This window comes from Blastochloris viridis (genome assembly GCF_001402875.1).
Lineage (GTDB): Bacteria > Pseudomonadota > Alphaproteobacteria > Rhizobiales > Xanthobacteraceae > Blastochloris > Blastochloris viridis.
On record NZ_CP012946.1, the window covers coordinates 1,360,041 to 1,386,293 of the forward strand.

General features: G+C 64.9%; 27 protein-coding genes and 1 tRNA gene. 7 read left to right on the plus strand and 21 right to left on the minus strand.

The genetic code is table 11. The features are described from left to right. Positions 1–399: 399 nt before the first annotated feature. On the minus strand, positions 400–2,259 hold the full coding sequence (locus tag BVIR_RS06000) for an AAA family ATPase (RefSeq protein WP_197604409.1): 1,860 nt from the start codon (positions 2,257–2,259) through the stop codon (positions 400–402). Here BVIR_RS06000 and BVIR_RS17110 point away from each other — a divergent pair. Continuing rightward, positions 2,209–2,736, plus strand: a complete 528-nt coding sequence (locus BVIR_RS17110) for a hypothetical protein (RefSeq protein WP_197604411.1) — start codon at positions 2,209–2,211, stop codon at positions 2,734–2,736. The two genes, BVIR_RS06000 and BVIR_RS17110, sit on opposite strands and share 51 nt — an antisense overlap. Here BVIR_RS17110 and BVIR_RS06005 read toward each other — a convergent pair. The 13 genes from BVIR_RS06005 to BVIR_RS06065 form a co-directional block, all read right to left on the minus strand. Beyond that, the gene (locus BVIR_RS06005) at positions 2,682–3,449 is read right to left on the minus strand and encodes a PD-(D/E)XK nuclease family protein (protein ID WP_055036875.1); all 768 of its coding nucleotides are present in this window, start codon (positions 3,447–3,449) and stop codon (positions 2,682–2,684) included. The two genes, BVIR_RS17110 and BVIR_RS06005, sit on opposite strands and share 55 nt — an antisense overlap. Then, entirely contained in the window at positions 3,449–3,655 is a 207-nt protein-coding gene (locus tag BVIR_RS06010; RefSeq protein ID WP_055038716.1) for a DUF6511 domain-containing protein, read from the minus strand. The genes BVIR_RS06005 and BVIR_RS06010 overlap by 1 nt, the downstream gene beginning before the upstream one ends. 204 nt (positions 3,656–3,859) lie before the next feature. Continuing rightward, the gene (locus BVIR_RS06015; protein WP_055036876.1) at positions 3,860–5,563 is read right to left on the minus strand and encodes a DEAD/DEAH box helicase; all 1,704 of its coding nucleotides are present in this window, start codon (positions 5,561–5,563) and stop codon (positions 3,860–3,862) included. Between the two features lie 7 nt (positions 5,564–5,570). Continuing rightward, positions 5,571–6,167, minus strand: coding sequence for a hypothetical protein (locus BVIR_RS06020; protein ID WP_055036877.1), 597 nt, complete (start codon positions 6,165–6,167; stop codon positions 5,571–5,573). 17 nt (positions 6,168–6,184) lie between these two features. Further along, entirely contained in the window at positions 6,185–7,096 is a 912-nt protein-coding gene (locus BVIR_RS06025; RefSeq protein ID WP_055036878.1) for an ATP-binding protein, read from the minus strand. Further along, complete coding sequence (locus BVIR_RS06030) at positions 7,093–7,590, minus strand: hypothetical protein (RefSeq protein WP_145912057.1); 498 nt, start codon at positions 7,588–7,590, stop codon at positions 7,093–7,095. Before BVIR_RS06030 ends, BVIR_RS06025 begins: the two co-directional genes overlap by 4 nt. Then, positions 7,568–8,413 carry a hypothetical protein gene (locus tag BVIR_RS06035; protein ID WP_145912056.1) on the minus strand — a complete coding sequence of 282 codons (846 nt, stop codon included), beginning with the start codon at positions 8,411–8,413 and terminating at the stop codon, positions 7,568–7,570. Before BVIR_RS06035 ends, BVIR_RS06030 begins: the two co-directional genes overlap by 23 nt. Continuing rightward, positions 8,410–8,895 carry a hypothetical protein gene (locus BVIR_RS06040; protein WP_055036881.1) on the minus strand — a complete coding sequence of 162 codons (486 nt, stop codon included), beginning with the start codon at positions 8,893–8,895 and terminating at the stop codon, positions 8,410–8,412. The genes BVIR_RS06035 and BVIR_RS06040 overlap by 4 nt, the downstream gene beginning before the upstream one ends. A gap of 10 nt (positions 8,896–8,905) precedes the next feature. Then, positions 8,906–9,115 carry a helix-turn-helix transcriptional regulator gene (locus tag BVIR_RS06045; protein WP_055036882.1) on the minus strand — a complete coding sequence of 70 codons (210 nt, stop codon included), beginning with the start codon at positions 9,113–9,115 and terminating at the stop codon, positions 8,906–8,908. Positions 9,116–9,279: 164 nt separating this feature from the next. Beyond that, positions 9,280–10,227, minus strand: a complete 948-nt coding sequence (locus BVIR_RS06050) for a hypothetical protein (protein WP_055036883.1) — start codon at positions 10,225–10,227, stop codon at positions 9,280–9,282. Next, entirely contained in the window at positions 10,202–11,389 is a 1,188-nt protein-coding gene (locus tag BVIR_RS06055) for a hypothetical protein (RefSeq protein WP_055036884.1), read from the minus strand. The genes BVIR_RS06050 and BVIR_RS06055 overlap by 26 nt, the downstream gene beginning before the upstream one ends. A 122-nt stretch (positions 11,390–11,511) precedes the next feature. Beyond that, a complete protein-coding gene (locus BVIR_RS06060) occupies positions 11,512–12,231 on the minus strand; it encodes an ImmA/IrrE family metallo-endopeptidase (RefSeq protein ID WP_055036885.1) in 720 nt (239 codons plus the stop codon). 10 nt (positions 12,232–12,241) lie between these two features. Further along, positions 12,242–12,568 (minus strand): helix-turn-helix domain-containing protein, encoded by a 327-nt coding sequence (locus tag BVIR_RS06065; RefSeq protein ID WP_055036886.1) that lies wholly within the window; start codon positions 12,566–12,568, stop codon positions 12,242–12,244. Positions 12,569–13,197: 629 nt separating this feature from the next. Here BVIR_RS06065 and BVIR_RS06070 point away from each other — a divergent pair. From BVIR_RS06070 to BVIR_RS06080, 3 genes are read left to right on the plus strand one after another with little or no spacing between them, the layout of a single operon-like run. Beyond that, positions 13,198–13,629, plus strand: coding sequence for a DUF2924 domain-containing protein (locus tag BVIR_RS06070; protein ID WP_055038717.1), 432 nt, complete (start codon positions 13,198–13,200; stop codon positions 13,627–13,629). Then, the gene (locus BVIR_RS06075) at positions 13,626–14,981 is read left to right on the plus strand and encodes a recombinase family protein (protein ID WP_055036887.1); all 1,356 of its coding nucleotides are present in this window, start codon (positions 13,626–13,628) and stop codon (positions 14,979–14,981) included. Before BVIR_RS06070 ends, BVIR_RS06075 begins: the two co-directional genes overlap by 4 nt. A 23-nt stretch (positions 14,982–15,004) precedes the next feature. After that, positions 15,005–15,457: a hypothetical protein gene (locus BVIR_RS06080; protein ID WP_236823726.1), complete on the plus strand. Its 453-nt coding sequence runs from the start codon at positions 15,005–15,007 to the stop codon at positions 15,455–15,457. 83 nt (positions 15,458–15,540) lie between these two features. On the opposite strand, the gene BVIR_RS06085 is transcribed toward BVIR_RS06080, so the two are convergent. The 4 genes from BVIR_RS06085 to BVIR_RS06100 all read right to left on the minus strand — a co-directional run bounded on the left by BVIR_RS06085 (position 15,541) and on the right by BVIR_RS06100 (position 18,968). After that, entirely contained in the window at positions 15,541–16,563 is a 1,023-nt protein-coding gene (locus tag BVIR_RS06085) for an RES family NAD+ phosphorylase (RefSeq protein WP_055036888.1), read from the minus strand. A gap of 12 nt (positions 16,564–16,575) precedes the next feature. Further along, on the minus strand, positions 16,576–17,511 hold the full coding sequence (locus BVIR_RS06090; RefSeq protein ID WP_055036889.1) for a sce7725 family protein: 936 nt from the start codon (positions 17,509–17,511) through the stop codon (positions 16,576–16,578). Between the two features lie 7 nt (positions 17,512–17,518). Further along, positions 17,519–18,406, minus strand: coding sequence for a sce7726 family protein (locus BVIR_RS06095; protein WP_055036890.1), 888 nt, complete (start codon positions 18,404–18,406; stop codon positions 17,519–17,521). 472 nt (positions 18,407–18,878) lie between these two features. Next, positions 18,879–18,968: transfer RNA gene (locus BVIR_RS06100), tRNA-Ser, on the minus strand. A 657-nt stretch (positions 18,969–19,625) separates the two neighbouring features. Between BVIR_RS06100 and BVIR_RS06105 the strand changes: the two genes are divergently transcribed. From BVIR_RS06105 to BVIR_RS06115, 3 genes are all read left to right on the plus strand, one after another. Continuing rightward, positions 19,626–21,284: an ATP-binding protein gene (locus BVIR_RS06105; protein ID WP_055036891.1), complete on the plus strand. Its 1,659-nt coding sequence runs from the start codon at positions 19,626–19,628 to the stop codon at positions 21,282–21,284. A gap of 343 nt (positions 21,285–21,627) precedes the next feature. After that, positions 21,628–22,668 (plus strand): SphA family protein, encoded by a 1,041-nt coding sequence (locus tag BVIR_RS06110; RefSeq protein WP_082416768.1) that lies wholly within the window; start codon positions 21,628–21,630, stop codon positions 22,666–22,668. Between the two features lie 341 nt (positions 22,669–23,009). Next, positions 23,010–23,843, plus strand: a complete 834-nt coding sequence (locus BVIR_RS06115; protein ID WP_055036893.1) for a nickel/cobalt efflux transporter — start codon at positions 23,010–23,012, stop codon at positions 23,841–23,843. A 302-nt stretch (positions 23,844–24,145) separates the two neighbouring features. On the opposite strand, the gene BVIR_RS06120 is transcribed toward BVIR_RS06115, so the two are convergent. The 3 genes from BVIR_RS06120 to BVIR_RS06130 form a co-directional block, all read right to left on the minus strand. Then, on the minus strand, positions 24,146–24,724 hold the full coding sequence (locus BVIR_RS06120; RefSeq protein WP_082417344.1) for a hypothetical protein: 579 nt from the start codon (positions 24,722–24,724) through the stop codon (positions 24,146–24,148). A gap of 168 nt (positions 24,725–24,892) precedes the next feature. Continuing rightward, positions 24,893–25,231, minus strand: a complete 339-nt coding sequence (locus tag BVIR_RS06125; RefSeq protein WP_058124827.1) for a helix-turn-helix domain-containing protein — start codon at positions 25,229–25,231, stop codon at positions 24,893–24,895. Positions 25,232–25,462: 231 nt separating this feature from the next. After that, complete coding sequence (locus BVIR_RS06130) at positions 25,463–26,113, minus strand: MT-A70 family methyltransferase (protein ID WP_055036896.1); 651 nt, start codon at positions 26,111–26,113, stop codon at positions 25,463–25,465. Positions 26,114–26,253 lie beyond the last annotated feature (140 nt).

The window sequence follows — 26,253 nt, forward strand, 5'->3', positions numbered from 1 at the left end:
GGGGTTCCTGAAAGGCGCGACACGAGGACCGCGCGAAACCTTGGTGACAAGGCGGAGGAGGAGACGCCCGTCGCAGACGGGGCGTCGTCCTCGTCCTCCCCCGAAGGGGGTAGCTTTCACCCCCACAACTTCGGAGGCCCATTAATGCACTGTTTTTGTTGATGAAAACCAAGTTGGGGAGGCTCGGATCGGCCATCGCGTTCCCAACTTGAATCTGCGAAAGACCGCGCAGTCGGGCGAGCCGGAGCCAAGGTAGTTGGGAAACCCCGTCCCAACTTGCTGGGGCGCGTCGGTGCGAAACCGGACTGGATGGAGCGAAGGTAGTTGGGGCCGTTTTTCCCAACTTCCCCAACTTGAATCTGCGCATTCCTGCGAACGGTGCGGGTCGATGCAGAATGGTCATTCGACGCCCTCCGGATAGACCCAGACATGCGGGTTTTCGACCGGCATGGCGGCGCCGCTCTGCGGGCACTTGTAGTGGCTGGGCAGCACCGCGATCCGGACGGGAAGGATCTCGCCGGTGACCGGGTCTGCGGTCTCGTCACCCGTCGCGAAGGTCATCGCCTCGACGCAGAGGTAGCCGAACTTCGAGCGCGATGTGGGCAGGCCGAACGGCCCGCCGTCCCGGACGAACTTGATGAAGCCCTTGGTCGCCAGCACGCTGATCCGCTCGCGGATGGTGTCCTTGCCGCCAAGCCCGGCCTGGTTCTCGAAACTCTCGGCGAACTGAAGCGCCGTGTAGAGCCGTCCGGCTTGCGCCTCGTCGAAGAGGAGCTGAAGGATGACGTCATGCTTGCGCACGCGCTCGGCATCGAGCTTCTCGCCAAACTCGCGTCGCACGATCCGCTGGCCGGAGCGATCGATCTCGGTCCAGCGCCCATTGATTTTGTCGATGATCATCGGTTCGATGCCGGGGCCGTTGCGCATCTCGAAATGCAGCATCCGCTCCGGCCGGTCTTCGTCGGGCCGGAACATGATGACGCCGGAGGTGTAGAAGCTGCGAAGGCTGCCCGCGCCCGAGAGCGCCATGAACGGATCTTCGGCGAGCTGTTTTTTCGTGATCTTGCGGGTGTGGTGACAGAGGATCAGGCCGGCATCGGGCGCGATTGCATCGCGCAATGCCTCGACCCGCTCCTGCAGGAAGAACAACATCGCGGTGTTGTCGTTCTCACCGCCGCCTTCGGGACCGCCGTCGAAGAGGTTGCGGATCGGGTCGATGCACAGGATGTCCGGCGTGCCGTGGCCGTAGTGGGTGCGAACGGCGGCGATGGTGAGGGCGACGCCGCCGGCGTCGAGCAGCATGCGGACTTTCGGCGTGGCAACGAGGTTGTCGCGTGCCACGGTCAGGAGCGCGGAATCGATCCCGATGGCCTGAAGGCGTTCCCGAAGGTAGTGATACTGGATCTCTGCTTGCAGATAGAAGATCCGCAGCGGTCGGGGCGGCGTAAAACCGAGGAACGGCACGCCTGCCGCCATGTGAACGAGCAGGCTGATCAGGAAGTCGCTCTTGCCGACCTTTGGCGCGCCGCCGAGCACCAGCATGCCGCCCGGCGTCAGCACGCGCGGGGCGATGATGTCCTCCGGCATCGGGCTTGTGTCGTCGAGCAGCGCGCCGAGCGTGAAAACCGGCAATGCCGACATGGGCGGCGCAGACAGGCGTTCGAGCGCCGGCCCGTGACGTTCCTCGTGCAACCGCCAGAGGCGCTGCGCTTCGGAGGCGAGCCGCTCCAGCGGCCAGCTCGGGCGGAGCTGGGCGGCGTTGTACTGACAGATCGCCTCCCAGGCCTCGTCGCGGCTCATGCGGCCCTCGTGCGCCAGCCGCACGTAGTGACCGATCGCCGCGCTCGCGCCCTGGAAGCGGGTCCAGTCGTCCGAACCACCTTCGCGGACCGGGGTGGTCAGGATCTCGGTGATCGACGGTTTGTCGGTCGCGGGTCCCGGCTCGGATCCGACGCCAGGGAGCGGTGGCATGTCGGCGATAAGCTCGGCGAAGTCGCGCAGGTGGACCTCGACCTGGGAGCTGTGGCGGCGGATGGTGACCAGTCGCTTGAAGCCGCCTTTGTGATAGATCGAGCCGGCCAGACGGATGGGCTGGTGCGCCGATCGGAAATGAGTGTCGCCGCCGACCTTGACCGCAATGTCGCCGCGCAGCCGGCATAGATGCGCGATGTCCTCGCCCTCGGCCGGTTCGCTCAAGCGCCACCAGACATGCAGCTTGTCGAGGCCATCGGGCGTGCGGCCGCCGCTTTCGACGATCAACGTCGGCTCGCCGAGATGTCGGATGAGGTGTTCGAGTTTCGCAGCGATGTCGCCCGCGTCCAGATCGACCAGAACCGTCTGCATCTGCCGGACGTCGGCGGCCTTGGCCTTGCCGGTCTCGGCGACCGTTCCCGGCACCACATAGAACGCCGCGCCCTCGCGCGCCGCCCAGCCTGCGAAGGTCACCATCTTGTCGAGCGCGGTGGCGTCAGCCTCGATCCAAGTATTGTGCGGGCGGCCGTCGAAACCCTGCCCCTTGTCGACGAAGCCGCGAACTGGAATCCAGCCGTCGCAATAGCCGAAGACGACGTCGAGAAAGACGGCGATCTGCTCGCGATCCGGCTCGATGTCGAAGGGATCGGCCTGCGGGGCGGCGTCATTGAAGTCGCGCCACGGATTGAAATGGATGATGTTGTCGTCGGTCATGCCGGCAACCCCCAGCAGCGTTCCGCCCACGGGCACATCCGGCACTCGTGAAAATCGCGCGTCATGGCGATCCGGGGCAGCAGTTCGTCTGCATCCGTCGCCTGAAGGATCCGCACCGCACGGTCGCTAATGCGCTGGGCAAGGCCCGCATCAAACGGTACGAGCTCGTGGTGGAGTTCGGCGGTGTCCTTGTTGATGGCGGTGAACACCGCCGGATTGTCGGAGATGCCCGGAACCTGCGCTTCCATGTAGGCCTGATAGATGGCGATCTGCGCCGCGTAGATGGGCTTCGCCACGACGACGCCCTTGGCCACGGTCTCGCGCCAGTTCTTGGCATTCATCGTCTTGCACTCCCACACTGCGGGAACCCCGATCTCGAGCGGCTCGGGCGCGGCGGCGATGATCCCGTCGACATGCCCCCGGATACGACCACCGGCGACCGAGAAGCCGAATTGATCCCCGTCCTGACGGTTGCCTTTGCGGGTGTAGAGCTCGAACCCGGCGCTCTGCAGCCAGCGGATCGCCAGGCTTTCGAGCGCGTGTCCGATCTCGAATATCCGCAGCGTCCGACCATCGAAGCCGGCGCCTTCGTCCTTCGGGGCGTCCACGAACTCGAACTGGAGGGCGCGCTCGCAGGCGTGTCCGAGACGTGACGCGCCGAGATAGTCGCGGGGCGGAGTGCTGGCCCGTTCGGCAACGATCGCGGCATCGATGGCGCCGTTCACCAGATCGGCGATGGTGGCGCGATGGTTGAAGTTGAGCATCAGAACGGCACCTCCACCTCGCTGCTTGTCGCCATGGCGTGCATGGCGTCCTGGAAGCCGCCGACGGCGACCTCGATGAGCGTGAGAACCTGCGCCTCGTTGAGCTCGGCAAGGCGGACCTGCCAGCCGATTTCCTCCATGATTTCGGCGACCAGCTTCATGGCGGCGCGGATCGCTGCCTTTTCCTGTTCGGTGAGATCAACCATGGCCCAGCGCTTCCGCGCCAAGCGCGTCCAATAGACTTGACAAGCCATCGAACAGAACCAGACCGATGGTCGGGGCTGCTTCGAGCGGTGCGGATCTGACCAGCCAAAGCCACGAGTGGATCGCCGACATACGGCACAGAGCGTTCCACGCGGATGCCAGAGCCGCAGCCGATCGGAAGCGGGGGTGATCATGCGCGGCTTCCATCATGCCGCCCTCCCGATGACTGCCTCGGGAGCGGCTTCTGCGGCACCGAAGACGAGGGAGCGGATCGCATCGCGGTTGAAGCGAAAGGTAATCAGCGCCGAGGCCTGATAGCGGGTGAGCCCGAAGTCCTGCCGACATTCGGATGGCAGGAAGGCGAGCTGCCGATCGGTCGGCGGCTGGTTCAGCCAGCGGCGGGTCTTGTGCGCGGTTTCGTCGGTCTCATTTTCGTTCAGCCAGTCGTCGGCGGCCGCGAGGCAGATGGTGCGTTCGCCCATGGCCAACAGCCGCGGGCGCTGCTTCTGCAGGCCACCGATGCCGTACCAGCGGCCACCGAGGAAGAAGATGCCGCCCCAGGCGTTGAAGCCGTTCGCGATGAGCGCGGCATCATCGCCGAAGAGATCGCACCAGCGGAAACTCGACCGCTTCAGAAGATCGATCTCGCTCATCACGAAGTCGCCGAGCGGCGTCGCCTCGCCACCGTCGGCGCGCTCCCAGACGTGGCCACAGAGCGGGCACTCGGTGCAGCCGAGCGGCACCTCGGCCTCGCACTGCGGGCAGATTTTGGTCGGCGCCTCGCCGGCGGGCTCGCGGCCGTTGAGGTCGACGTCCTGCTCCAGCGATCCATGCAACAGGGTCGATGTGCCGAAATCGAGCACGATGCAGTCGGTCTTAACGACGCCTGGATGCTCTTCGGGCGAAACCGTGCGCAGGCCCCGGCCGACCATCTGGATCATGGTCGACTTGTAGGAGCTCGGCCGCAGCAGCACGACGCAACTCGTCGGCGGGTGATCCCAGCCTTCGGTCAGGACCGCGACATTGACGACCACCCTCAGTTCCCCGGCGGCATAGGCGCCGAGCGTCGCCTTGCGGTCGGTGTCGGTCATGTCGCCGTGGACCAGCCCCGCCGCGGCGCCCGCCGCGTTGAAGGCGGCGGTCACGTTGCGTGCGTGGTCGACTGTCGAACAGAACACCACCGTCTGGCGCTCGCCCGCCTTTTCCCGCCAGTGGCGGATGACCGCGTCCGTGACCGGCGAGCGGTTCATGATCGCGTCGACCTCGGCCATGTCGAAATCGTCAGCGGTCCTGCGCACCTTGGAGAGCTGATCTTGGACGCCGACATCGATCACGAAGGTGCGGGGCGGCACGAGATGGCCGGATGCGATCAGTTCGCCGATCCGGATCTGGTCGGCGACGTTCGAGAACACCGGACGCAGACCGCGCTTGTCGCCCCGGTTGGGAGTCGCCGTGACGCCGTAGATCCGGCACATGGGATTGCGCTGCAGCGCGGTGTCGATGATGCGGCGATAACTGTCCGCCGCCGCGTGGTGCGCCTCGTCGATCACCAGGAGATCGAGCGCTGGCAGCTGATCCAAGTTGCCAGCACGCGCGAGCGTGGGCACCATCGCGAAGGTGACCTGGCCAGCCCAGGATTTCTCCTTGGCGTCGATGACCGAGGTCGTGATCTTCGGGTTCACCCGACCGAACTTGGTTCGGTTCTGCGCTGTAAGCTCATCGCGGTGGGCGAGCACACAGGCCTTGGCTTCGGTGCTCTTTGGGGTTTCGCCGACCATGCGCCCGGCGACCGCCGAGAGCATGATCGACTTTCCCGCCCCGGTAGGCGCGACGCCGAGGGTGTTTCCATGCTCGTCGAGCGCGCGGACGCTACGCTCGACGAACTGCTTCTGGCGGGGCCGGAGCAGCATGGCAGCCTCACTGCGCCCACGACGGGCGCGTGCCCGACTTTGGCGTCGAAGATTGGGGCATCGAGGGTTGCGACGGCGGGGCCGGCGGAGACGGCGCCACGCCGGTCGTGCCCATGATGGCGGGGTAGTCCTTGTGATCCGGCGTGACCGCCGCGCGGATCTCGTTCTTCTCCTCGCCGTTGGTGTCGGTGCCGATGTCGATCTTTGCGACGAACTCCAGCCCGTCGAGATCGGCGAACCCGCTGATGCGGCGCGCGGCCTGGGCTTGGGCGGACGTGTCCTTGTCCGAGATGCCGCGCGCGGAATTCAGCATGCCGCGGATCAGGCTTCGGCCCATGTTGCCCCAGTCCGGTCCCTTGGGGCTGTAAAGCCCGATCAGCGTGAAGACCTTGCGCCGGGCATAGGACCCTTCGAGCACCGTGAATTCTCCCGAGAGGTAGACCGAACCGGTGGTCCCGCGCGTGGCGTAGCCGCCGGTCCAGCCCTGTGCCGGGTCGTTGAATCCACCCGGGCGGATCGATAGGCGCACCTTGGCCAGCGTGCCCTTGGGGATGAGGTTGGTGTTGGACTGGGCGTCGTTGAAGTCGTTCCAGGATCCAGACATGGTTGGCGTCTCCTCGTTCAGGCGATTTCGGAATGCGTGGGGGCGTCGGGGGCCGGCGCCGTCGCGGCCGCGGATGGGCTGTGATAGGCGAGCCGCTCGGGGGCGGGCTTTACCGGGCCGTTGATCTTCGCCATCAGGCGGCCGAGATGCGGGGCCTCGACCATGTCGAGGCGGCCTGAACGGTCCTTGGCGGGATAGCCCCAGGGGTTGAGCGTCTGGCAGACGAACGCCCGGTACGACGTGCCGGACTTGTCCTTGATCTCCGCCATGGTGAGGACTTCATCGACGATGCCCGGCAATTCGAGGCCGGTCTTCGCGCCGTCGATCTGCGGTACAAAGATCTTGCGGTTGAAGTCGTCGAGCTTTTCGTCGAGCACGCCGACGAAGACGATGTTTTTGCTGCGGGTGTGCTGGAGGTGCGTCAACCACGCGATCATCTCGCGGCCATGCAAGCCGTAGGCGCCACGGATGTCCGGCTTGCCGGTTTTCTCCGACGTCGCCTCGGGCTGCCCGCGGCACCACTGGAAGCAGAGCCGCCCCGCCACGGTGATCGAGTCAATGAAGACGGTCTCATAGCGGCCGAGCACCGCAGGATCACCGAAACGGCTGCAGACCTCGTCGAAATGCGCTTGGCTGTAAGGCTGGTCCTCGCGCAGCGCCGGGTTCGGGCCACCGATGAACACCGCGAAATCGCGGCACTCCTTCCATGTTCGAGGGCGCAGCGTGTCGCCGGGCCAGCCCTCGATAGCGAGGTCACCCGCTTCCAGATCCATGAACAATGTGGCACAGCCCTGGGACGCCGTGCTGGACATCAGCGTCCACAGCAATGAAGTCTTGCCGATCCCGGGCTTGCCGAAGATGGCGGCCTTGATACCGCGGGCCTCAGCGAGGCGCTGGTCGGCCGTGATGATGGGGAGCGCGCCGGTCACGACAGCACCTCTGGCGTTGCGCGCAGCCTACCGGCCACACCATGAATCGCGTCGAGGCACTGCCCAAAACTCCAGTCAGGATGATCCGCCCAAAACCTGTCGGCCTGATGCAGAGCGATGCGCCATTCGCGCAGAGCCGCGCTGTCATGAGCGATCTGCTGCCGCCGGATCTCGATGGCGCGTTCGAACTGGGCGCGCGACAACTTGCGCGTGGCGACCAGCGTCGTGCCCTCAAGATCCATGGCCACCGCGGCGGGCAGTTGGAACGGCAACTCGGCCTGCGCGGAACCTGCGGTCTTCTCCGCCTTCACCCTCAGGGCCCGCGCGCGGTCGTCGATCCGACCGACGAGGCCGTCGATGCCGGCGAGATATTGGCCGTCGGCATCGATGTCGTCCCATCGCTCAACGGCGGCTTGGCGCTTGTTGATGGTTCGGCCGGCGATCACGTTGCCGACGATCTCGGCGACGACGTCATTCAGACGCATCTGTCCCATGCTGGACCTCCTGTTCGAAAAGGGTGCTGAAGTCGGTGAGCCATGCCGCCGCGCGCCGGATCGGCACCGTGTCGACGGCGTGGTAGGATGCCGGCGGGATGCGCCGCACAGCCTCGGCCGGGTCGGGCTGCTCGGCGATGAGTTCAACGATCTCGTCGAGCCGCGCGTGGATCGCCCGGTCCTCCTGCGTTCCGAAAATCGCGATTTGCTGGGCACGCTGCTCGGGAGTCAGCGGCGGCGGCCTGTCGGCGTCGATCTGACGAACGCTGTCCTGCGTGCGCCTGAGCCGGTCGATTGAGCGCTGCAACCTCTCCTCGGCCGCCCGGCGCAGGGCCGCGCGGGTGGGTTCCTCGCCCCGGGAGAGCTGGTCGTCGAGGGTGCGACGAACGAGGCCGGGATCGGCCGCCTCGGCGTCGCGGATCTTGCGGGCCTCGTGGATCAGCTTGGGTGAGACCCCTAGTTCCACCACGGTTGGTTCAAGATTCCCGTCTGGAATCTTGAAATTTCTGCCACCGCCGTGGCCGGCCACTTCGCCCCGTTCCTGCGCGGCATCGTATTCGTCGGCCAGCCGGCGTTTGGCGCGGGCCTCGATTTCGAGCGCATGGGCCTGCGCGCGATGGGCCGCGGCCACCAGGTCGTCATGGGCCGCTTTGGCCCGATGCAGGCGCGCGGCGCGGCGGGCGACATCGTAGGCAAGACCTGCCGCTTCGCGCGCCTCAAGAACCTCGGCCGCGGTCTTCGCGCTGCTCAGCATGCTGGCAGCACGATCAATCAGACTGGGCAGATCCAGCGGCTCATGAGGGACTGGAGCGAGCGCGGTCATTGCGCGTCCCTCCGGGTCAGGAGTTCAATCTTGAGCGCGCCGGTGCGCACGGTGCGCGCGGATTCGAAGACGGTCCGGATGGCATTGGGCCAGGCGGCGTATTTGCGCTCGGGCACCTTGAAGGCGATGTCGACATACTGGGTGGGATCGTCGCCCGCGGAGCGGATGCGCTCGACGATCTCGGCGAGACGGTCCTGATCCCACTCAACCTTCTTCGGCAGATCGGCGACGATAGTGACCGTACCGTCAATGAGGCGGATTGTGCCGGTGTCCTTGCCGGCGGCTTGGCGCGCGGCGTGGGCACGGTCGCCGTATTTGAAAACGATGGCGCCATCGAGCCACTCGCAGACGGTCTTGGCGCGGCGAAGGGCGTCGGCGGCCTCGTCCTGCAGGAGGGCGAGCTGCTCGGCGGACAAAGCGGCGATGTCGCCAACGGCCATGCGCCGGAGCTCATCGAGGGAGATGCGGTTGGAAATCGTCATCACCGCCCCCTCACGCCGCAGGCCTGCTGGGGTGATCGGCGGTGCTCTCGCGGATCTGCTCGCGCTCGTACTCCTCGACGTCTTCGAGGCGGTACACGACCCGGCCGCCGAGCTTGATGTAGCGCGGGCCTTCGCCGGTCCAGCGCCAGCGCTCAAGCGTGCGGTGGGAAATGTTCCAGCGGGCGGCAAGCTCCCGCTGGCTCAAATGCCTGATTGCCATCTAGTTCTCCTTGGGTTTCCGGTGAAAACCTGCGGAGACGATGGCCGAGGCCGGGGGAGGAGCCGGGGAGGAGAAAGGGAGGGGAGAAGGGAGGAATGCCGTCCGAGTGCCGGAAAAGAAAAGGCCGCCCCGAAGGACGGCCTGGTCGCAGCGGTTTGGCGGTGTCAGACATCGAGCCAGCACCGCCCGCGTTCTTCCTTGATAAATTCACGCCAGTCGGTGCGTCCCTTGAACGCCTTGCCGAGCGTCCGGACCTGGTCGCCGGAATCGGCAGCTTCCAATACAGCGGCTGTCAGGCATTCGCGTTCGCCTTTCTGCCATGCCTCGAATAGATACCGAATGATCGCGCGGTGCTTCGTACCAGTGAAAGTGTAGGCCTTGCCTCGGACGGTGATCGATGCACCGTCCGCGGCCAATGACACGGGTTGGCCATCATCGCGCCGGTGCGACAGGCGAGCAGAGAGGATCTGTGGGTCAATGCGGAGCCCGTGGCTTAGATCGACGACCGATTGCACGGCGACAATCTCATGCCCACTCAAATAGTCTTTGGGCAATTTGGCCGCGGGCGTCAGCGACAGCACGATGCGAGCACATGGTGATGGACGCTGCTTGATCTGTTCGAGAAACGCAGCCCACATTACCGGATCTGAAAATCGGCGACCGACCCAAACAGGCACCCGGGCCGAGCGCGCCGGCAGCCGGGCGGCTCCGACCTCCCAGAGCAGCCCGGGCAACAGTGGCACCGGACGTGAGGCCAGCGGGCAATCGAGCCCGTCCAGAAGCTTCGGCAGAAGGCTATCGAAACTCAACGTAAAGACCGCCTGCTCATCGGGCGACCGCGACACCCATCCGGCCTGGGGGCTGAAATAGCCGAAGCCCCGGCCGTCGGATGATCGCGCAAGTGCGACTGGCACATCGTCATGGTCCGCCATGGACGTCGCCACCGCCTCGTCGCCCACCCGAGTCAGCACGCCGAGCGTCCGAAGCTGCGCACCGACCACCGGATGGTGGCTCGACATGGCGGCGGCGGTGATGCGCGCCTCCCGAGTCTGCGCGATCGCGCAGATCAGGGCCAGCGCCTCCTGATCAGAACGCCGGAGCGATCGTGTCATCGGCGAGGATTCCCCACCGGCGGAGATACTTCTCGCCGATTAACTGCTCTTCCTCGGTCTGTTCCTTCAAATTGCAGCCGTGCGGCATGGTGATCGTCAGAGGGAGAGTCCGACCGCGTTTCGCGTCGCCCTTCGGGTAGAACTTGATTGTCAGCTTGGCCTGTGTGGCAACCCATCCGCCATCGATCGGATTGCCCGGTCCGAGCCGCTCCTCCGCCATGCTCCAGATCGTGCGGCCCGCCTTCGCCATGCACTCGAGCGTGACGCGCTCGCCGACGGTATCAAGCGGCATCAGCCGCAACAGGCGAACGTCGACCCGTTCGATGCCGTCTTCAAGGTCGGTCGGAAAATCGAAGGGCGAGAGCAGCACGTCGAGATCGTAGCGACGAACCGGCACCTTCTCGTTCTGGAAGTCGACGCCGAGGAGATCGCGGGCCAGGAACAGGGCCATTTCGGCGCGGCTCTCTCGGTCGCTCGCGACGACTTCGACCACCCCGGTCGCCGACTCATAGGTCATGCCGGCCTCGAACACCGGGCGATAGGCACGCCGGACAAGAGCCCCGCCGTCATCGAATGCGAGAAGATCGTCCGGCAGGCCCTCCCGGTAGACCGTAATCTGAACCAAATCGCAGTCCTCACCTTCGAAGGTCGGGCGCACGCGCTCGAAAATATCGACGTGGACATTGGTCGATGCAAAGCGGGTGCGGAGCGCCGCCTTGAACGCCTCGATGGAGACCGGATCGCGACGAACAGTGCAGCCCGCTTCGATGATGAAGCCATCCCAGCTGCGACCACGCCGTTTCTCGTCCGTGAACCGGACTTCCTCGGCATGACGGAACAGGATCGGCCGGTTTAGAAACATCCAGAGCGATCGGGCGTGACCGTTCGCGAGAACGTCCAACAAGGAACGGTCGTCGATCACACTGTAAAGCGCGGTCTGGCCGGCATCGTCTGCGAGGCCGCTGACCCGCTCGGCATCGTTGATAACGCGGGCTCGCGCCTGCTCATCCATTCCATCGACCGCCTGGAGCGCACCGCGCACCACCTCGGGTTCGGCTGCGGACCAGTCGATCGGCAGCGAGTCCAGGATTCCGACATGAGAAAAGTAAGCCTGCAGAGACGAGGCAGGCGTGTTGCGAACGAAGGTAGCGACAGACGTCATGAATCTGCTCCATGGAGGTCACGCGCGCGGTCCACACGGCAATCTGCTAACAAGCGTATCGAGAGCCTGAGCGGAGTCAATCGAAAAAATACGCGGCTTAGCGGATGGGCAGATTGATCCTGTTAGCCGAACAATGACGGCTGTCGGTCGGAGGATGCCAGCAGACCCAGCTTCTGCAGGCGGACCCGCGCTGCATCCTCCGATACCTGGAATGCCTCGATGACCATGCCGACGATCTGCCGGCCATGGTCCGACATGAGCGCTACCGTGCCGTGCAGGCCACGGCCCTCGCAGTAATCCGACACGAGGCGCCGAATCGCGGTGGCGGGCATGAGAACGGCCCCGCTGACATAGCCGGCCTGCCACTCCATCCAGTCATAGTCGCGCGCGTCGAGGATGGTGTCGCGTTTGCAGATTGCCTTGTTCTCGGTGCTCATCCGATCGAATAGGCGGCCGGCGGAGAGCTTGTCGGCCCACAAATAACGATGGAAATGCACATGGCCGAATTCGTGCGCCAAAGTCGTACGCAGGCGATTCTCGCGTCGCACATCTCCGGCAAGCCGGTCGGAGATCATCACTTCCGGCTCGCGATTTGGATGGAAGACAGTCACTCCCTCCACATCCTCGCCGAAGCGAGTGAGATCGACCGACGAATCGAGGTCAGCGCCATGCTGTTCGACAAGCAGCGTGAGCTCGTCGGTGGTGATCCGGGGCCGAACCTCGCCATGTCGTTTCATAAGAAGGTTCGCGACCAGCGCCTCACACTCTTGGTCGAGTTCCCTGGTGGTGTAATGAGGGCGCTCGGGGAATCGGCCGGTCAGATCGCGTACCATTCTCACCATGGCATGCTCGTCACTTCGTGATGGCGCGTCGAAAGTTTGCAAAAGCCACCGCAGCCTTCGCCGGATCGGTCACCTGCCGGCGCAGATCATCAGGGATCTTCCCCGCCAGCAGAAACAGGATGCCTTCGTCAACCTTCAGCTCGGTGGCGAATTGCCGGATGAGATGATCGGAGGTCGGGCTGCGGCGGTCGTGCTCAATGTCGTTCAGGTATTGCGGCGAGATCGCGCCGCCTTCCTCGTCCTTCATAATGAGGGCCGCCAGTTCCTTTTGGCTCAACCCCTTGGCTTTCCTGGCTTTGGCAATGGCCTGGCCAAACGTCATCGTGGTCGGTTTCATGGGTGTCCCATGGCTTGGCCCCGCGCCCCTATACACGCCAGTTCGCTGATTGACGTATCTCCGGCGCGGCCCGCGGTCAAGAACGTGGTTGATCGGAAGCGGGCCGATAGTTGTCGAACACCGATCGCCGCTTGGGGGCCTTCGCTGATTCGCAAGGCCGACGTCAATCGCCGACAAAAGAGGATCGGGCCGGCGCCCCGCAGGGCATATCGTTTTTCGTGTGACTTCCTTTGTTTTCGCAAGAACACGTCAAGCAATAGAATTCTCTTCTAATTGGAGATTATTTCTTATATCGTTCGCCGATCGATATCGATTGCGAACACTCCCATGCACGACGCTCGATCCGGTCCAAATCCACTGCCGCCCGCCCGCATGTCGGCTGACGAGCGCCTCGCTGAACTCTCGAACATTCTCGCCGCCGGGCTGAGGCGCATCCTGCCCGAACAGTCCAGGTCTTTATCTGCCGCCGGCGAAGACAGTTCATTCGACATTCTCGCCCTCAAACGCCGTGTTGGTCGTCGCAAACCCAGCAACCGAGTTGGAGGGCAATGATGCCGGCAGCGACCAAACGAATCGAAGCGACGCCAAGCCGGGGCGGCCACAACGCCGCCACGGATGCGAGCGTGCTCATGCAGCTCGCGGCGCTCAAGCAGATGACGGTGATCGAGCTGAAGGCGAAGTGGCAAGCCGTGTTCGGCACGCCGGCGCCGAACAACAGCCGCAGCTACCTTGAGCTCAGGCTCGGCTACCGGATCCAGGAACTGACCCATGGCGGCCTGTCGCGCGAGACGCGCCGGGCGCTGGATCTCTTGGCCGACGAGGTCGAGGGCCGGATCGGCCGCAAGGCGATCATCGCGGACGGCCGCAACCCGGTCGTCGGCACCAAGCTGGTCCGCCCATGGGACGGCGTCGAGCACACCGTCACCGTGCTGCCGGACGGCTTCGACTGGCAGGGCCGCAAGTTCAAGTCGCTGTCGGCGGTGGCGCGGGCGATCACCGGCACGCAATGGAACGGCTATCGCTTCTTCGGCCTGCGTGAATCCCGGAGGGACGACCGATGAGCCGTTCGCCAGGTTCCGTCATCACCATGCCGCGCCGCCAGCGCTGTGCCATCTATACCCGCAAGTCGAGCGAGGAGGGGCTCGACATGGAGTTCAACAGCCTCGACGCCCAGCGCGAGGCGTGCGAGGCCTATGTCGCCAGCCAGAAGCCGGAGGGCTGGGCCGCCATCCGCGAGCGCTATGACGACGGCGGCTTCTCCGGCGGCACGCTGGAGCGGCCAGCCCTGCAGCGTCTCCTTCGGGATGTCGAGGCGGGCCTGATCGACGTCATCGTCGTCTACAAGATCGACCGCCTCAGCCGCTCGCTGATGGACTTCGCCAGACTGGTCGAGATGTTTGAGCGCAACAACGTCACCTTCGTCTCGGTGACGCAGTCGTTCAACACCACGACCTCGATGGGACGCCTGACGCTGAACATCCTCTTGAGCTTCGCCCAGTTCGAGCGCGAGGTGATCGGCGAACGCATCCGCGACAAGGTCGCCGCCTCGCGCAAGCGCGGCATGTGGATGGGCGGCTACGTGCCGATGGGCTACGATGTGCGCGACCGCAAGCTGGTGATCAATGACGCCGAGGCCGCAACGGTCAGGATGATCTTCGAGCGGTTCGTTGCCATCGGTTCGGCGACGACGCTGGCCAAGGCGCTGGTCGCCGAGGGTGTCCGCAACAAGCGCGGCAAGCAGATCGACAAGGGATTCCTCTACAAGCTGATCAACAACCGGGTCTATCTGGGCGAAGCCGTCCACAAAGGCACGGCCTATCCCGGCGAGCACGACGCCATCATCGATCAGGACCTGTGGGACAAGGTTCACAGCATCTTGCAGGAGAGCCCCCGGCTGCGGGCGACCAACACCCGGCGCCAAACCCCGGCGCTGCTCAAGGGCATCATCTTCACCGAGACCGGCGCCGCGATGACGCCGACGGCGACCAAGAAGGGCACGCGCCTTTATCGCTACTACGCCTCGATGGACATGATCCGCAACCGCCCGACCGGGGATGCGGCCGGTCCGCTGCGCCTGCCCGCCGGGATGGTCGAGAATGCCGTCCTCGGCGAAATCCGCCGCATGATCCGCGCGCCTGAGATCGTCGCCCGAACCATTGAGGACTTCCGAACACAGAGCTCGACCGTCGACGAGCAGGCGATCATCTCGGCGCTCGGCGCGTTCGATCAGCTCTGGGCGGCGCTCTATCCCGCCGAGCAGGCGCGCATCGTCCATCTCCTGGTCGAGCGCGTCACCGTCGGCCCGGCCGGCATCGCCGTCGACCTGCGCCGGGCCGGCCTTGGCTCGGTCGTTCGCGAGATGATCGCGCCGCGCCAGGAAATCGCGCCGCGCCAAGCGGAGGCCCGCGCATGACGACTGCGTCCGACACCATCCGCGTGGTCATTCCGCTGACGATCCGCAAACGCAACGGCCGGCCGAAGATCCTGCCCCCCGAGGATGCCGGCATGGCAGATGGCCGATCGCAGGACCCGCACGTCCTGCGCGCCATCGCCCGGGCGTGGAGCTGGCGGCGGAAGCTGGAAAGCGGTGCCGCCACCACGATTCAGGATATCGCCGCCGCCGAGAAGCTCTCCGACCGCTTCGTCGGCCGGATGATGCGGCTCGCCTATTTGTCGCCGGAGGTGCTTGAACGCCTCGTCATCAAGCGCGTGCCGCCGGCGCTGTCGCTCAGCGATCTCGCCGCCGTCGCCGAACGGCCGTGGGCGGAGCAGATGGATGCCGTGTTTGGGCAATGCGAGGGTTGCGAGGGTTGCGAGGGTTGCGAGGGTAACGATGCTCTGTGCCAAGGACCACTTTTGATTCTTGCCAGTCATCCTGCTCAGAGATGACTAATGTGTGGATAATTGTATTTTATACCGCCGAGGCCGGCAGCCAAATAATACGAATAAAAATTCGCTAGCATCATCCTAAATCAAGTCTGCGCCACTACGACGGAAACTTTTTTGATATTGTAGACAGCGACGGTGCCGCCCATCGCCTTATTTGGATCGAATAGAGCCAAGTTGAAACCATCGCTGACCGAGCTGCGATAGACGACCCCGTCAAATCCACTCTTCTTGATGAACTCGCACAGATACTGGCTCGGGATATAATCGATCGCTGCGCCCTGTGGCAAAACAGGCCTCGTCAGCTCTTCACCTAGACGCTCGAGAAAAGGCAAGTCAGCGCGAAGTTGGCCAATTTCGCTTGCGTCGGTCAGAATGAATGGTGACACCAGCTTGCGCGGATGACGCAGGTCAACGGCGCGAATTTTGGGGATAGCGAAGTCAGCAACGCAAGCGACCTCGCCGGTGTGTGGGCGAATCTCCGCAGCCGCGGTTTCGGGAAGCGAGCCAAGATATAGATAGGGAATGCCCGCCGGATTGGCTCGACCATGTGAGGCTCGGCGCGTCGGCGGCGCTCCCATTTTTTCGATTGGATAGGTCTCATCGTCAGTGCGGATGCGCGCCCGAAACCATTTGCGTGGCAAATCTGGCGCGAGCAGCAGATCGAGGAGATGGCGAAGCCGCGCTTCGTCAATCGACATGTCGAGGAACCAACGGTTCCGGTACATCAGCTCGTCGCGCAGCGTCTCCCACTGCGCTAATCCTTCGCTGATATAGCTGGGCGAAGGCGCGAATGGACGACGCACGATCTCTCCATTGTCGAGAATCTCGCCGAGCAGTTCCTTGGCATGTGCGACATCCATCGCTGGATGGTTGAAGAGCTGCCAGTCGTCCTTCATCCATTCGACTAGCAATTTACCGTCGCTATTGGGTTCATATACATTGACGAGTAGTTCGAACAAGTTGACGAGCCTGGCCGGTTCGACTAGCGGCACATCGTTGTTGCCGCAAAAGCTACAGATGCCGCGTTCCGGGTCGAGTGATGGGAAAATATCGTCGCGCAGTCCGCGATCGTCGAAGCATTCAGGACAGCAGTATTTTTTCGGCATGCCCGCCCCGCCTCAGCCGAGATAGGCAGCCAGTGTCTCGATATGATGCTTCATCGAGAGCTTCTTCACATAGCCCAGGCCGGGGAAATGGCCCTTGGCATGAAGCTCGCGGAATTCCTTGATCGCACTTGTTTCGAGGAGCTTTGACTTGCCGCTGTCGAGTTTCCTAATCAGCTTCGCGAGTGCTTGGCCAAATTTTCCTGCCGGATCGGTGGGCGTGTCTTTGGTCTCGGAGACGAAATGATAAATATACATCACATCGTCCTTGTCTGGATCGATGAAGGTCAGATGGATAGCCACCGCGTATGCCGGTCCGCCGCTCTCGCTATACACGTCGCCGACGATCAAAAAATCGCCAAACCCGGCCATACCCACCTCTTCATAGGTGATGTGGAGGTCCGAGAATTCCTCCATCTCCGGATAGTCCGCGTTGCGCTGGCGCTTGAAGCCGTCGCGCACGAGGATGCGGGTGCTGTCCTCGAAATGCTTTCGGTACAGGATCTTCGCATGGTCCTCGACGAACACGTTGCACATGTCCGCCATCTTGTCGGCAAGGTGCGCCGCAAGTGTCTTTGGTGCAGTGAAGCCGGCATGGACGATCACCGGATGATGATCCTCATGATTGGCATGACAGGCTATCGCTTCTTCAAGAGTCATGTCGCTGCGCAGCAAGATTCCGGCAACGATCGTATCGTTGCCGAGATAGCTTTGCTGCAGCAGGTTCGTGATGCTCAAACCACTTTCGCGATGGTCGCCATGATAAGGATTGACAATTACGATAGCTTTACCACCGGCATCGCAGATCGCCTTTAGTGTCCTTTCCAGCCCGCCCAACGCTTCGCGGACCGGCTCGATAATTGGAACAAAGCCCTTCTGCGCGAGCAGCGGTGCCGTCTCGCGGATGGTAATAAGTTCGAATTGCTTCCCGCGAAAATAGGGATGGTACATCCGATGCTCAGCCCCAGGCCATTGCCGCGCCGAGCGGCGTTCCAACCGCCTCGACCAGTCGGCTATGATCAGCGCGGCGAACCGGAATGGACAGGGCCGCGGCCTGCAGCGATTCCGGGAGCATGTCGACAAGATCACTGAGCGGCGCGAGATTGCGAGTGCGCTTCAACGTCCGCACCATCTGGGCGTGCAGTGTGGCGGGCTCGATCGCAGCGAACACCTCGCGTAGCAAGACATGACGCTGCGTGTTTGGAACCTGCGGCACCGGCACGCCAAGAGCTTTCAGGATCGCAACCGCTTCAGCCGTGCGCAGGGATTCAAAAACCGTCATTGGGCAAATCCGCTCGGGGCAGTCACGCGCCTCGCGGACGCTCGAAATTTGGTAGCGCTTTGATAGACACATTACCCCGACATCAGCGGGAACGGTTGCCAGCACGCCCTCGACATGTCCTGCGCTGGCAATGACATTTACCTTCGCGAACACGCGCTTGTAGTTCGCGACTTGGTTGGCGAGCCGGGCAAGAGAATCGCGTTCGGACTTGATCTCATAGACCGTGGCAGTGCCGTTGAGGATTACAAGATCGGCTTTGCACGTGCCGGCCCGAAACTCGTTGAGCATCGACGCCGTGCGGAGCGAGTGTATGCCCATCAGTATTTTCTGAGTCAGCGCCGCGCGATAAATATACTCGTCACGCTGGCCGGCGACCTTAAGGATGTCGAACGCCGTGTCAAAAGCATCGCCGACGGTGGCCATCGCTCCGCAGCGTCCAGCGAGGCCGGCCTGGTCGACAAGGCGACTGAACATCGCCGAGCGACCCTTCTTCGCCAGATCTTGAAAAACGGCTGAGGAAAATAGGCGCGTAAGGGCAGCCAACTGAGTTGGATCGTGTGCCATTGCCCCCCCTGCGACGTACCCGACAACTACGCTTTAGCTTAGCGGAGCAGGATCAGTTTAGGAATCCTACAGTCGCTCAAGCGTGGTCGTTATTTCGTTCCAAAAGCCGAGACGGGCGCCAAGGTTCCAACCGTTCACGGACGCCTCTCGTGGCGGGAGATATTCGTCCTGTCGGACTACGTCGCTTTGCGCGCCACAACGCCCACCGCGCGTTCTCTGGTTCGGGTGCCTGCCGGGAAATCGGCCGCCAAAAGTTCGGTCGGCCGAAAATCATAACCTGCTGAAAATACGCCATTTTATTCGACCGAACCGAATCGGGGGAGGTTCGGTCGGAAAGAGACTGAAGCCGTTCAGAGACCGAAAATCGGCCCTTCGCCAGTCTCTGAGGTTCGCTTGGACCGGCCAAAGCCCTTTGAAAACGCGGGAATTTTCGGCGCCGATGCGCCGCCGTTCACGGTTTGCGACTTGAGGTTGGCGGAGAGGGGGGGATTCGAACCCCCGATACGGTTGCCCGTATGCCGCATTTCGAGTGCGGTGCTTTCAACCGCTCAGCCACCTCTCCACGAGCCGAGCCTGATCGGGGCGGAGCCCCTCTTGAGCGGTGGCGGACCATACCCAAGGCGATGGCGCGGGGCAAGCGCTCCATCCGGCGAAACCGGGCCGTTGTTGGGGATCGCGCGCCGTGGTGAGGGATGTCGGCGCCGTTGCCTCCCGGTCGCGAGGCGGCCGCCACGCGCTCGGCAACAACCCGCCGCGCGCTTGGCAGATAACGTCAAGATCAAGTCACCGCTGGCATCGGGAGATGCGGAGACCTCATCCCCATCGCAGCAGAATTCCCGCAACGCCTGACGCGATTTCCAGCCGTTCTCATGATCTGCTGGGATGGATCTTCACCGAAACATCGGGCCGAACAAGCGTCTGGGGTTGACTGCGTCATTCCAAATCGATCAGCCGGGCGCTGAACAAGGAAATCGTTTAACCGGCCGACCTAAACGAGGTGAGGGTGCTCCGCGACCGGACGGCGCCGCGGTCCGCGGCGCCGGCTCGCCGAAAACAGAGGCCTCGCGTGGCGCGGCCGCCCGCCCGAATCACGGCGTCACCGTTCGGTGCCAGCCATGGCAACGGCGACGGCATTCTCCGGCAGGGCAGGGCGTAACGTCAGAACTCTGCTACAAGCGGGCCGCCGGCGACATTGCACCGGCGACCGTGGGGAAGGGCGATGGAGCGCGCGGCACCGGAGCGGGAGCTTTGGCCGGACGGGGAGGCGGTCGGCCGGGTGATCGACGTCGCGACCGATCGCCTGGTCGCGACCCTGACCGATGGCGCCGCGGCAGCGCTTCAGGTTGATTCGCCGCTTGGCCAGATTGGCACCTACGTTGCGGTTCGCGAGGGGCGCGCCGCGGTGGTGGCGATGGTGGTGCGCATGCGCGAGGAACCGGGCGCGACCGTACCGGCGGTGCGGACGCTTCACCTGCTGCCGGTCGGCACCCTCAACCTTGCGGGCCAGTTCGAGCGCGGGGTCAGCCACTATCCCATCGTCGGCGCCAGCGTCCACGCCCTCGGCACCCGCGACGTCGCCCGCATGTTCGCGCGCTTCCGCGCCACCAACTTCTCGGTCGGCACTGTGACCACCCACCGTGCGCTTCCGGTGTGCCTCGACCCTTCCGCTCTGTTCGGCCGCCATGTCGCTGTGCTCGGTCAGACCGGCTCCGGCAAGTCGTGGACCGTCACCGCGCTCATCCAGCGCACCCTCGCGGTGATGCCGCGGGCGCACATCGTCATTCTCGACCTGCACGGCGAATACTGCTGGCGCGAGGACGACGGCACGCCGCGCTCGGCGTTCGCGGCGGGCGTCGCCCGCCACCTCGACGTTCGCGAGCTCGAAATCCCCTACTGGATGATGAGCTTCGCCGAGCTGTGCGACCTCTTGATCGACTTCGACGATCCGCGCGCCACCGACCAGCTGGCGGTGTTCCGCGATGTGCTCGGCGCGCTGAAGCAGGCGGAGGGCCGCCGGCTCGGCCTTGCCCGCTGCACGCTCGATACCCCGGTGTATTTCGATTTCATGACGCTGCTGGCCGCGATCGAGCAGAAGAACGGCATGGTGCCGACCGATCTGCCCAGCAAAACCGTGCGCGGCCCGCTCACCGGCGTGTTCGACAACTTCCTGATGCGCGTCAACAGCAAGCTGAACGACGTTCGCTACGCCTTCCTGCTCAAGCCGCGGCAGCGGCGAAGCTCGGATTCGCTGGCGGCGCTGCTACGCGATTTCGTCGGGCTCGGCTGGCCACGTGCTGCCGTCACTGTGATCGATCTGTCGTCGGTGCCGTTCGACGTTCGTCCCATCGTCGCGGCGCAGATCGGCCGGCTGGCGTTCGAGTTCAATTTCTGGAACCCGGCCAGCCGCGAATTCCCGCTGCTCTTGGTCTGCGAGGAGGCCCATGCCTACGTGCCGCGCGCCGACAATCGCGCGTTTGCCGGCGCCCGCGCCTCGATGGAGCGCATCGCCAAGGAAGGCCGCAAATACGGCGTCGGCCTCGCGGTGGTGAGCCAGCGCCCGCACGAGGTGTCGGAGACGGTGCTGGCGCAGTGCGGCACCTTCATCTGCCTGCGCATCACCAATCCGGCCGACCAGGACTATATCCGCAGCCTGGTGCCGGAAAGCGAGGGCGACCTGCTCAGCGTGCTCGCCGGTCTCGGCCGCGGCGAGGCTTTGGTGCTGGGCGAGGCGGTGCCGTTGCCGACCCGGCTACAGTTCGACGCCCCGCAGCCAACCCCGAACAGCAACGATGTCGACTTCTTCCGCAAATGGCGGGACGGGCCGTCCGACCTCGACGTTGAGGACATCGTCGACCGCTGGCGCAACCAGGAGCGCTGAGCGCGGAGGAATTCCGGCGTTACGGTATCCGTTAAGCCAGAGAGCGCCAGACGCGCGCCGCCGCAAAAAAAGCGCCGCCTGATCGTGAGTTTCAACCCAACGGCCGTTCTCGCCGCCGATCGGCCGCAATCCCCGCCGGGCGGGCGGCCGCTCTACCTGGGGCGTGCGCTGTGGCGGAAAAGCCGCAGGTTACGACAATTCGGTGACCGCCAGGCGAGGTCACGGAAATTCAGTTCTCGGTGAGCCAAGGCCGCGCTAACGGAAGGGAATAAGGCCGAAATGTGTCGAGCGATGCCGGCATCGCCGGTGCGCCGACACGGGGGTCGTTTTTCTGGGGGGCGACATGACACAAAAAAGGGAGGCTGCGGCGCTTCGCGCAGGGGCTGCCGCGATCAGACTGGGGGCTGCGGCGCTCGGCGCGCTGGGGCCGATGGCCGGCAGCGCGCTGGCTTACGAGCCCGGCGTGCACGAGGCGACGCGCACTGGCGTCACCATCGGGGCGCCGGCCGGCGCGCTTCCGCCGCCGGGCGTCTACATGAACCTGAATTATCTCCGCTATGACGCCGATGTCGTCGACAAGCATGGCGACAACACCGGCTTCCACGACGTGGTCGCCAGCCCGTCGGCGCAGCTGATGGTCGTGCCGGGCTGGCAGCTGCTGGGTGCGTCCTACGGCGCGTATATCGTGCTGCCGATGATTTACAACGACACCGAGTTCGAGAAGGTGGCGGGACCCTGCTCCAGCCCCAACTGCACGGTGCGCGATGTGTTCGGCTTCCACAACACGCTGTTCTCGCCGATCAACCTGTCCTGGAACCTGGGCGGTGGCTGGTTCACCTCGGCTGGCTTCGGCTTCTATGCGCCGAACGGCAACGTCAAGAATGCACGGCTGATGCTGCCGGCGACCGCCGGCACCGGCGCCCCGGGCCTCGACTACTGGACGTTTCAGCCGAGCTGGGCGGCCAGCTATCTCGACAAGGATTGGGCGCTCACCGCACATCTCTATTACGAGTTCAACACCAAGAACGAGCGCTCGCACTACACTTCGGGCGACGTGCTCTATGGCGACTTCACCTTTCTCAAGAAGGTCGGCAAGTGGGAGTTCGGGCCGGTGGCCGCCTTCATCTACCAGACCACCGAGGACAAGGATCCGCTCGGGATCTATGCCGGTCCTCCCTATGACCCGATCGGCGACCGCCGCTCCCAGCAGATCGCGCTCGGCGGCATGATCGGCTACGACTTCGGGGTGGCGAAGGTCAATTTGATCGTCACCGACGACGTCTATGCCCGCAACACCGGCAGCGGCTGGCAGGTGATGACCAATATGAGCTTCCGGCTGTGGGGCCCCGACGCCCCGGCGGCAACGCCCATCGTTCGAAAGTAAATCTGACGAAACTCCGGTGATTTCGCCAGTAGAGGGTTACGCCTGCAAAGCAGTTCTCAAGCGGGCGCTTGTGCCGGAGACCGCGCTGCGGGCTGCGTCGAATCCGCTGGCGATCAACGATTTTAGAGCGATTTGAACGAGCGCGGCCCAGGACGGCGTCCTGGGCCGCTTTTGCATGATGCGCGGCGACATTGCCACGAACGCGGCCTTGACAAGCTTGGGCAGTCGGCGGCTCAATTACATCTTACGTTCGGGCGTCGTGCGGTTTGCGGCAGATCACGTCGTGACCCGGTGCAATCGCGCCGCGATCCCAGACCGCTACCGATACCGCCGAGATCGACATGCCCGACATCGCGTCACTGATTCAAACCGGGACGGCCAACCCGTGGATCTATCTGCCGGCGGCGTTGCTGCTCGGCGCCCTCCACGCGCTTGAGCCGGGACACTCCAAATCGGTGATGGCCGCGTTCATCGTCGCCATTCGTGGCACGCCGGGGCAGGCCGTTCTGCTCGGCGTCTCGGCGGCGATCGGCCATACCCTGGTGGTGTGGGGGCTGGTATTGCTCGGCTTGATGCTTGGCGACAGGCTGGTGATGGAGTCGGCCGAGCCGTGGCTGATGCTCGCCTCGGGGGTGCTGATCGTGCTGCTGGCGGCGCGGCTGTTGTGGTCGGTTCGCCGCGACGTCCACGCCCAGGAACAGGCGCACGATCATCACCACCATCATGATCACCATGGCCACGCGCACGACGATCACCACCACGATCACGACGAGGGCCACGATCACGGCGACGCCCACGCCGCCGCGCACGCCCGCGAGATCAAGCGGCGGTTCGTCAGCGGACGGGACGTCGGTGGATGGGAGATCGCTTGGTTCGGCCTCACTGGCGGGCTGATCCCGTGTCCGGCGGCGATCGCGGTGCTGCTGGTGTGCCTGCACCTGAAGGCGGTGGCGCTCGGCGTCGCCATGGTGGCGGCGTTCAGCCTCGGGCTGGCGATCACCCTGGTGGCGGTCGGTCTTGCCGCGGCGTGGGGAACGCGAAAGGCGGCGGGCAGCTGGTCGGGCTTTTCGCGGTGGGCGCCGCGGCTGCCCTATATTTCGGGCGTGCTGATCCTGGTGCTGGGCCTGGTGGTGGCCGGGCGCGGCCTGATCGAAACCGGGCTGCTCGGCGCCTGAACAGAAGCGATACGCACTGCGCTCCACGGCGCCGTGGCATCCGTTGTCCGATGCCGCCCGGCCGCGGCGGAGGCCTCGCGCCGTCGTCCCCGACAAGCGGCGCGAAGCCACGCGATCGGACCCATGATCCGCGACTTATCGCTGTGGTCCGCATCCCGCGCAGCGGCGCGGCATCGCTGGCGTTGCCGGAAACGTCGCGGATCATGGGTTCGGAGTCGCAGCTTCGCTTTGCCCGGAACGACCGGCGGTTTCATGTTCGGCGAAGCCGGCTCGGGCATCGCGCCGTGATCGTCCGCTCCCGATCAGGCGGCGCGGGCGTGGATGCGCCGGCGGATGCGCCGGGCGAGCTTGAGCCCGCGCCCGGACGGGCGCCAGCCCAACCGCTGCAGCGCGCGGCGCACCTGGCGGGTGGCCGGCGCGACAAGGCCGGCGAGGCGCTGGCGCAGCGCCCGGACGATGGGGTCGACCTGGGCGTGCGCCCAGTCGCGCCACGCCAGCACGCGCTGGTAAAGCGCCCGGAACCAGGCGAGTTGCAGCAGCTTCGGCCGGGTGACGTCGAAAATGAATGCGGTGAGGCCGAGGCCGACCACCTTGGCGGCGACCAGCAGCGCAACCGCGCCGAGCCAGGCGCCGCGGGCGAGCAGCCACAGGCCGAGAAACTTGACCGGCAGCAGCACGGCGACCGGGAGCAGGAACACCGCCAGCGTTGCGGTCGGGGGCAGCGCCTCGATGCGGGCGGCGACCGCCGCCTTGATCTTAAGCCACGGGATCAGCGCAACGAGCCGCGCCACCAGCGGCGCCAGCCGGTCCCACAGCCAGGCCTCGACCAGGAAGACCAGCGCGAGCAGCACCCACAGCGGCTTGAGAAGGCGTGTCATGATTGGCGAGGTTGGGCGGGAGGACCGGGTGTTGGGGGCTGATTGCGGCGTTCCAGCCAGATTCGCCGTAATCCGCGTCAGCCTGAGATAGGAACGGGCCGGTGGCCGCGCAACCACCCTGCGCCAATCGCCACAGGGCAGGGCGGCGGCCGAGGCGCCGGCCAGCGCCGGTCACGGCGTGGGGCGCATGTCCAGTGCGTCGATTGCCGCCAGCACCTCGGCGGTGCGGCCGCCGCGGATGAGGTCGACCGGGCGCGCACCCTTGAGGGCGGGCTGGACGTCGTTCAGCCAGTGCCGGACCTCGTCGGCTGCGAACAGGGCAGTAAGGCGCCCGACAATGAAGTGAATCTGGCCGATTGCCGCGCGGGTCGGCAGGTCCGGCACCGCCTCGCCGCGCAGCCAGCGCGCCACCGTCGCTGGTGCGACCGACAGGACGTCGGCGACGTCCTCGCCATGGAGCACCCCCTTCGAGCACAGATCGGCCAGGGCCTGCTGAACCGCCGTGGACATCGAAGCCTCCCGATCGGCCAGGATCACACGCCTTGATGTCAGCCCGGCGACAGCAGCGGGCGAAGCAACCCGCGGTCGCTTCCGATGTCCGTGGCGGTGCGGCGCAAGGCAACGGAACGGCGACGGTGTTCGAGAAAACCGATCAGCTGCACCCGGGAACCGTGACGGAAACGGTTACCATGGTTGCTGCAGGCCATGATTGAGTCAATCGCAGTTTGCGCGTGTGTGCCGTCAACTGGCGGCGGCAGTCGAATTGTGGCGGTAGGTGTTCCAAGTCGGCTGATAGGAGGCATCGGCCTGATCGCCCCAGTTCGCCCAGCCGGCGCGGGTGCCGCGGCTGAACAGCTCGACGAACGGTCCGGGCGAGCAGGCTTCGATCAGAGAATATTGTTCGTCGGGCTTGCGGGAGTGCTCGCGCTTGCGGGTGCCGAGATAGTTCACCTGGGTGCGGCCGGGGGCGAGGGTGCGGGCGCCCTTGCCGCGGGTGCCGAACAGGATCAACTCGGTGACATTGCGGAAATAGAAGCCGACGCCGCGGCCGTCGGAGCCGCCGTCCTTGCGCAGCTTGTGCCAGACGATGTTGGCCTTGTAGGCGAAGCCCCACGCCCGCATTACCTCAAGCCCTTCCGGCAGCAGGGCGTTCGGCACCCACAGATAGAGGTGCGCGGTGGGGCGCACGATGTCGGCGACCGGCAGCGCCATGATCTCGGCGAGCGACAGCGTGCCATAGCGCGACAGCCGCCGGTGCTCGGGCGCGATCTTTCCGGTGCGATTGACGAACTGCCAGGGCGGATCGGCCAGCACGGTGGCGAACGCCCGCCCGTCGGCGAACCGCACGAGGTCGGCGGCGGGGGAGCACTCGGTGTCGGGTGGTGTCGGCATCGCAGTCCCGCCGCAGGCCCAATTGGCTCAGCATAGGCACAGCGCTCGGTGGGGCAAGCGGCTCGCCGCCGGCGGCGGGCAACTCTCCAACGGGCTGGATCTGCGCCGGGTGCTGCGCCTCCCGCGCAGTCCGGGACGAT

Coding starts and splice junctions, on each gene's coding strand:
- BVIR_RS17110 (WP_197604411.1), top strand. CDS start 2,209: ATGCAGCTTGTCGAGGCCATCGGGCGTGCGGCCGCCGCTTTCGACGAT.
- BVIR_RS06005 (WP_055036875.1), bottom strand. CDS start 3,449: ATGCTCAACTTCAACCATCGCGCCACCATCGCCGATCTGGTGAACGGC.
- BVIR_RS06010 (WP_055038716.1), bottom strand. CDS start 3,655: ATGGTTGATCTCACCGAACAGGAAAAGGCAGCGATCCGCGCCGCCATG.
- BVIR_RS06015 (WP_055036876.1), bottom strand. CDS start 5,563: ATGCTGCTCCGGCCCCGCCAGAAGCAGTTCGTCGAGCGTAGCGTCCGC.
- BVIR_RS06020 (WP_055036877.1), bottom strand. CDS start 6,167: ATGTCTGGATCCTGGAACGACTTCAACGACGCCCAGTCCAACACCAAC.
- BVIR_RS06030 (WP_145912057.1), bottom strand. CDS start 7,590: ATGGGACAGATGCGTCTGAATGACGTCGTCGCCGAGATCGTCGGCAAC.
- BVIR_RS06035 (WP_145912056.1), bottom strand. CDS start 8,413: ATGACCGCGCTCGCTCCAGTCCCTCATGAGCCGCTGGATCTGCCCAGT.
- BVIR_RS06040 (WP_055036881.1), bottom strand. CDS start 8,895: ATGACGATTTCCAACCGCATCTCCCTCGATGAGCTCCGGCGCATGGCC.
- BVIR_RS06045 (WP_055036882.1), bottom strand. CDS start 9,115: ATGGCAATCAGGCATTTGAGCCAGCGGGAGCTTGCCGCCCGCTGGAAC.
- BVIR_RS06050 (WP_055036883.1), bottom strand. CDS start 10,227: ATGACACGATCGCTCCGGCGTTCTGATCAGGAGGCGCTGGCCCTGATC.
- BVIR_RS06055 (WP_055036884.1), bottom strand. CDS start 11,389: ATGACGTCTGTCGCTACCTTCGTTCGCAACACGCCTGCCTCGTCTCTG.
- BVIR_RS06060 (WP_055036885.1), bottom strand. CDS start 12,231: ATGGTGAGAATGGTACGCGATCTGACCGGCCGATTCCCCGAGCGCCCT.
- BVIR_RS06065 (WP_055036886.1), bottom strand. CDS start 12,568: ATGAAACCGACCACGATGACGTTTGGCCAGGCCATTGCCAAAGCCAGG.
- BVIR_RS06070 (WP_055038717.1), top strand. CDS start 13,198: ATGCAGCTCGCGGCGCTCAAGCAGATGACGGTGATCGAGCTGAAGGCG.
- BVIR_RS06075 (WP_055036887.1), top strand. CDS start 13,626: ATGAGCCGTTCGCCAGGTTCCGTCATCACCATGCCGCGCCGCCAGCGC.
- BVIR_RS06085 (WP_055036888.1), bottom strand. CDS start 16,563: ATGCCGAAAAAATACTGCTGTCCTGAATGCTTCGACGATCGCGGACTG.
- BVIR_RS06090 (WP_055036889.1), bottom strand. CDS start 17,511: ATGTACCATCCCTATTTTCGCGGGAAGCAATTCGAACTTATTACCATC.
- BVIR_RS06095 (WP_055036890.1), bottom strand. CDS start 18,406: ATGGCACACGATCCAACTCAGTTGGCTGCCCTTACGCGCCTATTTTCC.
- BVIR_RS06105 (WP_055036891.1), top strand. CDS start 19,626: ATGGAGCGCGCGGCACCGGAGCGGGAGCTTTGGCCGGACGGGGAGGCG.
- BVIR_RS06110 (WP_082416768.1), top strand. CDS start 21,628: ATGACACAAAAAAGGGAGGCTGCGGCGCTTCGCGCAGGGGCTGCCGCG.
- BVIR_RS06115 (WP_055036893.1), top strand. CDS start 23,010: ATGCCCGACATCGCGTCACTGATTCAAACCGGGACGGCCAACCCGTGG.
- BVIR_RS06125 (WP_058124827.1), bottom strand. CDS start 25,231: ATGTCCACGGCGGTTCAGCAGGCCCTGGCCGATCTGTGCTCGAAGGGG.
- BVIR_RS06130 (WP_055036896.1), bottom strand. CDS start 26,113: ATGCCGACACCACCCGACACCGAGTGCTCCCCCGCCGCCGACCTCGTG.